Origin of the sequence: Natronospirillum sp., from assembly GCF_022565775.1 — a bacterium.
In the GTDB taxonomy this organism is placed as follows: Bacteria; Pseudomonadota; Gammaproteobacteria; order Pseudomonadales; family Natronospirillaceae; genus Natronospirillum.
In genome coordinates, this window is the sequence record NZ_JAIUMC010000027.1 from 26,192 (window position 1) to 33,497 (window position 7,306).

Consider the following 7,306-nt stretch of genomic DNA (forward strand, 5'->3'; position numbering starts at 1 on the left):
GGCAGTTGGAAGGCGTGATCTACTGCTCAAGTCTTTTCAGAGCGACGTTGGCGCAGTTTTCTGAACAAATAGCGCACCGCCTCGTGCAGTTTCTCCCGCTCCAGCTTGTCGGCCCCCTTGCGCGCCATCACGATGATGTCGAGTGCGGGGAAGGTTGGATCAAGCAGCCGGAATTCTTCACGCGCTATGCGCTTGATCAGATTCCTGTTGACCGCTCGTCGTACATGTTTGCGAGCAACGATAAACCCCAGACGTGCCTCTGCATCCGCTGCTGTACTGGCCAATGCGAAAAGTTCGCCTGTGCCGGCACGAACTGTGGCTTGCTCAAAAACGCGATTGAAATCGCTTTTTGTCAGTAGACGCCTGGTGCGCGGAAAAGACTGGTCAGCCACGTCGCGCGCATCCTGCTGTACAGAGTGGAACTGGAATTCAGTCTCAGGCACTCAATACCTTGCGTCCCTTTGCCCGGCGCGCAGCCAGTACTTTGCGGCCGTTCTTGGTCGCCATGCGAGCACGAAAACCGTGGGTGCGCTTGCGCTTCAGGACACTGGGTTGAAATGTTCTTTTCATAACATCTTCTCACTGAGATCCGTGGGTGCCTGGTCAAAAAACAGGCATCCGGTAATTGGGTGAGCGCGGATTCTAGCGGAGAAGTGGGTGCGATACAAGCCAGTCGACTAGGGTCCGTTCGCGGGTGCGGAGCATGTTAGTCATATGAACTTCATGAAGTGTTTTTAGAAAAGAGGGATTTAGTGGTTATTAAGATTATTAGGGGTGCCTACATCTGTGGATAGGATAGCTAAGTTATTGAAAAATAATAATTAAATAGGATTGGTAACTCAGGGATTACTAGCGTTTTGACTGTGGGTTTACGGTGGAAATGGTGGTGATAACACGGCATACTATCCACAGCCTGAAAATGCACAGAGTTATTCGCTGTTTGTACCCACACCTGTACCCTGTTTGTACACAGGGTAAAGGGACGGTTTGCAACTGATTTTTTGCAACGGATTTGGGGGTTGGTTTGTCACAGGGCGTCTGGGATGTCTGTCTGGCGGTGCTTGAAACCGAGTTGCCTACCCAGCAATACAACACGTGGATTCGACGACTGGGCGCCCAGGAGCAGGACAGTCAGTTGACGTTGGCGGCGCCCAATCGTTTCGTCAGTGACTGGGTGCGTGATAAATATCTGGATCGTATCACTCAACTGGCGAAGGAAGTCAGTGAGGACCCGTCATTGCGGGTCGAACTGTCGATCAACGGGCAATCTCGGCAAGACGCAGGCAATCGACTTCAGGAAGCGGGTGAACGGGTTGGTCAGTCAGCAACGGTACCGACTTTGATGACCCACAACGCGCTGGGCGGTGAAACCGAACAGGCAGCACGCGAGGTCACCGCCCAAGAGAGCAAGGTTCGGGTAGAAGGCGGATTGAGGCATCACAGTTATCTGAACCCAGGATTCACTTTTGGCAGTTTCGTTGAAGGCAAGGCCAATCAGCTTGCACTGGCTGCCTCGCGCCAGGTAGCCGCCAACGAAGGGGGCGCTTACAACCCGCTGTTCATTTATGGTGGTGTGGGTCTGGGCAAGACACACCTGATGCACGCCATCGGCAATGAGGTGGTGCAGCGCAATAAGAGTGCCCGGGTTCTCTATATCCATTCAGAACGTTTTGTGGCCGACATGGTCAAAGCACTGCAGCAAGGTGCCATGCCGGATTTCAAGCGCTTCTACCGAAATCTGGATGCGCTGCTGATTGACGATATCCAGTTTTTCTCTGGCAAGGACCGCACTCAGGAAGAGTTTTTTCATACCTTCAATGCCCTGCTGGAAGGCAATCAGCAGGTGATTCTGACCTGCGATCGTTTCCCGAAAGAAATAGAAGGCCTGGAAGACCGGTTGAAAAGTCGTTTCTCATGGGGTTTGACGGTGGCAGTAGAGCCACCGGATCTGGAAACCCGGGTGGCTATTCTGAAGAAGAAAGCCGAACGGGATCGTGTCAAGTTGTCCGATGAAGCGGCTTTCTTTATTGCCCAGAAGATCCAGTCGAATGTTCGAGAACTGGAAGGCGCATTGAAGCGGGTGATTGCCAATGCCCAGTTCACGCGCAGTCGAATTACTCTGGGCTTTATAAAGGATACGTTGAAGGATCTCCTGGCAGCGCAGGAGAAACAGATTTCTGTGGATAATATCCAGCGCACGGTTGCCGAGTACTACAACATCAAGATTTCCGATCTGATTTCAAAACGACGCAGCCGGTCGGTGGCCAGGCCGCGGCAGATGGCCATGGCCCTGGCCAAGGAACTGACGTCGCACAGCCTGCCTGAAATCGGCAAATCATTCGGGGGGCGCGACCACACAACAGTGCTTCATGCCTGCCGAAAAGTGAAAGAGCTGCTGGAAACTTCTTCTGAACTACGGGAAGATTACGCCAAAATTCACCGGTCACTGACCAGCTAACCGAGCAAGAGTAAGGATAATGAATCTTAACGTCTCACGCGAAGCCCTGCTGAAACCGCTACAGTTCGTGGCCGGTGTGGTGGAAAAACGAAACACACTTGCCATTCTCGCCAATGTGCTGCTGGAAGCTGAGGGCAACAGCCTGACCCTGACCGGTACCGATCTTGAAGTCGAATTGGTGGCCCGTGTCGACCTCGAGACACCGGTTGCCCAGCCCTGGCGGGTTACCCTGCCGGCGCGCAAGCTGTTGGACCTGTGTAAGTCTTTGCCGGGCGAGGCCGAGTTGCAGTTTTCCCAGGATGGCGAGCGGGTGCTGATGACCAGCGGTCGCAGTCGCTATTCGCTGTCGACCTTGCCGGCTGTGGACTTCCCCAACATTCAGACCGACGAGCAGGCGAGCGAACTGCTGATTCCACAAAGTGCTCTTTTGCGGGTGATTGACGCGACCACCTTTGCTATGGCCATGCAGGATGTCCGCTATTATCTGAATGGCATGCTGCTGGAATTGAAGGATCAGCAATTGCGCACGGTGGCGACAGACGGCCACCGACTGGCGATGGCTGCCGTCGACTCTGAGCAACCAGTGCCGCCACTGCAGGTGATCGTACCGCGCAAGGGTATTCTGGAAATGCAGCGCATCCTGGAAGACATCGACACACCCGTCAAGCTGACCCTGACAGCCAATCATCTACGCGCTACTGTTGAGCAATACACCTTTACCACCAAGCTTGTCGATGGGAAGTTTCCCGACTACGAACGGGTCATCCCACGTGGTGGCGACAAGGAAATCGTGGCTGACCGGACCAGCTTCAAGGCGGTGCTTAGCCGAGCTGCGATACTGTCCAATGAGAAGTATCGCGGTGTGCGGCTGATGGTGACCTCCGGCAATCTGCAGGTACTGGCGAATAATCCCGAGCAAGAAGAAGCGGAAGAGAATCTGCCAGTAGATTATCAGGGTGATCCGTTGGAAGTGGGCTTCAATGTCAATTACCTGATCGATGTACTCAATGCAATCAATGGTGAGCAGGTGCTGATCAAGGCATCGGACTCCAACAGCAGTGCTCTGGTGCGTGATTTCGATGACGAAACCGCCCTGTATGTAGTCATGCCGATGCGCCTGTAGGCGAAGCCTGTGTATTCATCTGTCACTTGCAGAGACTCACCCGGTCCTCGACTGTGTGAGTTTTCTGCGCCTTTGCACTGCCCCCTGGCGGAATAACGATGGTTCTGTCCCGCCTCAAGGTATCCGGCTTGCGCAATCTGGAGTCGGTCAGCCTCAATCCCGGCCCTCGTTTCAATTTCATCACTGGTGACAATGGCTCCGGAAAGTCCTCATTACTGGAAGCCATTTACATGCTGGGTACCGGCAAGAGTTTTCGCGTCAGTCAGTTGCGGTCTCTGGTCAATATCCACACCCAGCAGGCAGCGGTTTATGGTGAGCTGAGCCCCAGTGGGTTCGCCATCGGGATAGAACGTGGCGCCGGCACTGAAAGCCATATAGTGGTTAATGGTGATCGGGCGCATTCCGCCAGTCAGTTGGCCGCTATCCTGCCGGTACAGTCCATCACGCTCGATGATTTTCAATTGTTCGAAGGTGGCCCCAGAGTTCGGCGTCGCTTTCTGGACTGGGGTGTGTTCCACGTGGAACAAAGTGCTGCCAGGTCTTTGTTCAAACAGTTCGAAAGGGCTGTAAAACAGCGGAACAGCGGGCTTAAATCTGGTAAAATATCCGGGTCCGAGCAGCGGGCATGGACACACGAATTCATTCGCGTCTCCAATCAGCTGCATGCATTGCGGACGACCTATGCTGAAGCGCTCATGACTGAGTTCAGGGCCATTTGCTCACGCAGCGGAACCTTTGGCTTTGGACAGGACCTGGTGGTTCATTACAGTCCTGGCTGGGATCATAAGATGACCCTGGCTGAAGCCCTCGAACGACCGGGGAACCTTGAGCGAGAGCGGCGCACAGGCATTACCCAGGCAGGTCCGCATCGCGCCGATTTGCGCATGACCTGGGAGGGTCTGCCGGCGAAGGATGTGTTGTCTCGAGGCCAGATGAAGGTTCTGGGACACTGCCTCAAACTGGCTCAGATTCGCTGCCTGGCCAGAGAAGAAGGGGCGCAGTTGCCCATCATTCTGCTTGATGACCTGGCCGCAGAGCTGGATCGGAATCATTTGGCGGAAATGCTGGGTTTGATCGACAGTTTTGACACTCAGGTCTTTATGACCGTTCTGGCAGCAGAGCAACTGCCAGCCCAGGAACTCTGGCACACCAATGCGGATCAGCGCTGGTTCAGCATGGTGGCAGGCCGGATTCTACCCAACAGGTTACAGGAGTAATCGATGTCTGATACATACGATTCGTCGAGCATCAAGGTACTGAAAGGACTGGATGCCGTGCGCAAGCGCCCGGGCATGTACATCGGAGACACTGACGATGGCACCGGTCTGCATCACATGGTCTTCGAGGTGGTCGACAACTCCATCGATGAATCGCTGGCAGGGCATTGTTCCGATATTGAGGTGATCATCCATCAGGACGAGTCCATCTCGGTCAGTGACAATGGACGTGGTATACCGACCGATGAGCACGAAGAAGGCAAATCGGCGGCCGAGGTCATCATGACGGTCCTGCATGCCGGCGGCAAGTTCGATGACAACAGCTACAAGGTATCCGGTGGCCTGCACGGCGTCGGCGTGTCCGTGGTCAATGCACTGTCCCGTGAGCTTATTCTGACCATCTGGCGCAACGGCCACAAGTATCAGCAGGTATATCGCCACGGTGTACCGGACACCCCGCTGCAGGAACTGGAAGCGACTGACCGTTCCGGGACCCGTATCCATTTCCGGCCTTCCGCAGACACCTTTACCAATATCGAATTTCACTACGACATTCTGGCCAAAAGGTTGCGTGAACTGTCGTTCCTTAACAGTGGTGTATCCATCTGGTTGCGGGATGAGCGAGATGGGCGTGAGGAGCATTTCTGCTACGAGGGTGGGCTGAGGTCCTTCGTGGATTACCTGAACCGCAGCAAGACGACACTGAACAACACCTTTCACTTTGATTGCCAGCGTGAAGACGGTATCGGGGTTGAAGTGGCGTTGCAGTGGAATGACAGCTACCAGGAACAAATCCTGTGTTACACGAACAACATCCCGCAGCGGGACGGTGGCGCTCATTTGGCCGGTTTCCGGGCGGCCATTACGCGGTGCCTGAATACCTACATTCAGCAAGAGAATGTGCAGAAGAAGCAGAAGGTGAATACCACTGGTGATGACGCCAGAGAAGGTCTGACAGCCATCATTTCGGTGAAGGTCCCGGATCCCAAATTCAGCTCGCAAACCAAGGACAAGCTGGTATCCAGCGAGGTCAAGACAGCGGTCGAACAGGAGATGGGGCAGCAGTTTAGCGACTACCTGCTGGAGCGACCCAATGAAGCCAAGCAGATAGTGCAAAAGATGATTGATGCAGCCCGTGCACGCGAAGCGGCGAGAAAGGCCAGGGACATGACCCGCCGCAAAGGGGCCCTGGATATCGCCGGCCTGCCCGGCAAGCTGGCTGATTGCCAGGAGAAGGACCCTGCGCTGTCGGAACTTTACCTGGTGGAGGGTGATTCCGCCGGTGGTTCGGCCAAGCAGGGGCGCGATCGCAAGACCCAGGCCATCTTGCCGCTGAAGGGCAAGATCCTGAATGTTGAAAAATCACGGTTCGACAAGATGCTGGGCTCTGCCGAAGTGGGTACCCTGATCACGGCCCTGGGCTGTGGCATCGGTCGGGACGAATTCAATATAGAAAAACTGCGCTATCACCGAATCATCATCATGACCGATGCGGACGTGGATGGTTCCCACATACGCACGCTGCTGCTGACCTTCTTTTTCCGCCAGATGCCGGAGTTGATCGAAGAGGGCTATATCTACATTGCCCAGCCGCCCCTGTACAAGGTCAAGAAGGGCAAGCAGGAGCAATACATCAAGGACGACGACGCACTGAACCTTTACCTGACTCAGGTGGCCATTGATGGCGCGGAACTGATCCCGGAAGAGGGTGCACCGCCAATCGTTGGTGCGGCACTGGAGAAACTGATCCTGCAATATCAGGTCGTCATGAAGGCGATTGGTCGGCTGGCCCGCGTTTACCCCGAGGCGGTCCTGGAGAACCTGCTTTATCTGCCCACGGTGAATCGCGATCTGATGCGCGGTGAATCGGACATGCAGCAATGGACCGATCAGATGGACGGCATGCTGCAGTCCTACAACACCAGTACTCGGGTCTACAGCGCTGAAATTTATCGCAATGAAGAATCCGGTTTGTATGCGCCCCGTATTACCTCGGTACAGCACGGGCTGTCGCAGAGCTACAGTTTGACGCCGGAGTTTTTTGAATCGGAAGACTACATACGCATCAATGATCTGGGCAAGGTCATGCTGGATTTGTTCTCGGAAGGTGCCACTATTGTGCGCGGCAATCGTCAACTCTCTACCGAGCGCATGGCCGAAATGATGACCTGGCTGATGAACGAAGCGCAACGGGGTTATCACATTCAGCGCTACAAGGGTCTGGGTGAAATGAATCCTGAGCAGTTGTGGGAAACAACGATGGATCCGGAGTCTCGTCGCATGCTGCAGGTGTCGATCAAGGACGCCATAGCGGCTGATCAGATCTTTACTACCCTGATGGGTGACGACGTTGAGCCCAGACGTGAATTCATTCAGCAGAATGCCTTGCTGGTGGAAAATCTGGATTACTGAGCAGATTGCCCGCCTGCAGCCATTGTTCCACGTGGAACAATGGCTTTTTTATGGTTCATCGCACCTTTCCGGGAAAGGCGGACTTAATCTTTAAAA

6 protein-coding genes are annotated in these 7,306 nt (G+C 54.5%); 4 read left to right on the forward strand and 2 right to left on the reverse strand.

Annotated features, from left to right (window positions below; translation table 11 throughout):
* Nucleotides 1-26: 26 nt before the first annotated feature.
* The gene (rnpA, locus tag LAT62_RS07395) at nt 27-443 is read right to left on the reverse strand and encodes a ribonuclease P protein component (protein ID WP_293381298.1); all 417 of its coding nucleotides are present in this window, start codon (nt 441-443) and stop codon (nt 27-29) included.
* Nucleotides 436-570, reverse strand: coding sequence for a 50S ribosomal protein L34 (rpmH, locus tag LAT62_RS07400; protein WP_293381301.1), 135 nt, complete (start codon nt 568-570; stop codon nt 436-438). Before rpmH ends, rnpA begins: the two co-directional genes overlap by 8 nt.
* Before the next feature lie 454 nt (nt 571-1,024).
* Between rpmH and dnaA the strand changes: the two genes are divergently transcribed.
* From dnaA to gyrB, 4 genes are all read left to right on the forward strand, one after another.
* Complete coding sequence (gene dnaA / locus LAT62_RS07405) at nt 1,025-2,458, forward strand: chromosomal replication initiator protein DnaA (RefSeq protein WP_293381304.1); 1,434 nt, start codon at nt 1,025-1,027, stop codon at nt 2,456-2,458.
* Between the two features lie 19 nt (nt 2,459-2,477).
* Nucleotides 2,478-3,581: a DNA polymerase III subunit beta gene (dnaN, locus tag LAT62_RS07410; protein WP_293381307.1), complete on the forward strand. Its 1,104-nt coding sequence runs from the start codon at nt 2,478-2,480 to the stop codon at nt 3,579-3,581.
* 98 nt (nt 3,582-3,679) lie between these two features.
* Entirely contained in the window at nt 3,680-4,798 is a 1,119-nt protein-coding gene (gene recF, locus LAT62_RS07415; RefSeq protein WP_293381310.1) for a DNA replication/repair protein RecF, read from the forward strand.
* Between the two features lie 3 nt (nt 4,799-4,801).
* Nucleotides 4,802-7,210 carry a DNA topoisomerase (ATP-hydrolyzing) subunit B gene (gene gyrB, locus LAT62_RS07420; protein WP_293381313.1) on the forward strand — a complete coding sequence of 803 codons (2,409 nt, stop codon included), beginning with the start codon at nt 4,802-4,804 and terminating at the stop codon, nt 7,208-7,210.
* The last annotated feature ends 96 nt before the right edge of the window (nt 7,211-7,306 follow it).

Coding starts and splice junctions, on each gene's coding strand:
- recF (WP_293381310.1), top strand. CDS start 3,680: ATGGTTCTGTCCCGCCTCAAGGTATCCGGCTTGCGCAATCTGGAGTCG.
- dnaN (WP_293381307.1), top strand. CDS start 2,478: ATGAATCTTAACGTCTCACGCGAAGCCCTGCTGAAACCGCTACAGTTC.
- gyrB (WP_293381313.1), top strand. CDS start 4,802: ATGTCTGATACATACGATTCGTCGAGCATCAAGGTACTGAAAGGACTG.
- rpmH (WP_293381301.1), bottom strand. CDS start 570: ATGAAAAGAACATTTCAACCCAGTGTCCTGAAGCGCAAGCGCACCCAC.